Origin of the sequence: Massilia genomosp. 1 (assembly GCF_011682185.1) — a bacterium.
Classification (GTDB): domain Bacteria; phylum Pseudomonadota; class Gammaproteobacteria; order Burkholderiales; family Burkholderiaceae_D; genus Telluria_A; species Telluria_A rubra.
This window is the reverse complement of record NZ_WHJF01000688.1, coordinates 1-234: the sequence shown is the minus strand read 5'-3', so window position 1 is coordinate 234 and position 234 is coordinate 1. Positions and strand designations below refer to the sequence as shown.

The 234-nt window shown below is 61.1% G+C and carries 1 protein-coding gene; it reads right to left on the bottom strand.

Translation table 11 applies throughout. The features are described from left to right. A partial coding sequence (locus F1735_RS35270; RefSeq protein WP_167241675.1) for a transposase occupies window positions 1-234 on the bottom strand: 234 nt, incomplete at both ends.

Sequence of the window (234 nt, the reverse complement as noted above, 5' to 3'; positions counted from 1 at the left end):
GCTTTGCAAACGGCGGAAATCCGCAAATGCGCCGCAAGGTCTTGTCCATGGTCAGGCGCTCGACCAGCCCGACGGTGGTGGTGATGCCCAGCACCGCCTTCGCCACAAAAGCATTCGCCAGCCAGGCACGTACATGCGGCGGTCGGCCAATGCCGTCCCAGGAATCGTCAGCGAATTCCTCGATACGCGCCCACTCCAGAACGTAGATAAGGCGCTCAAGTTTCGGCGTCACGA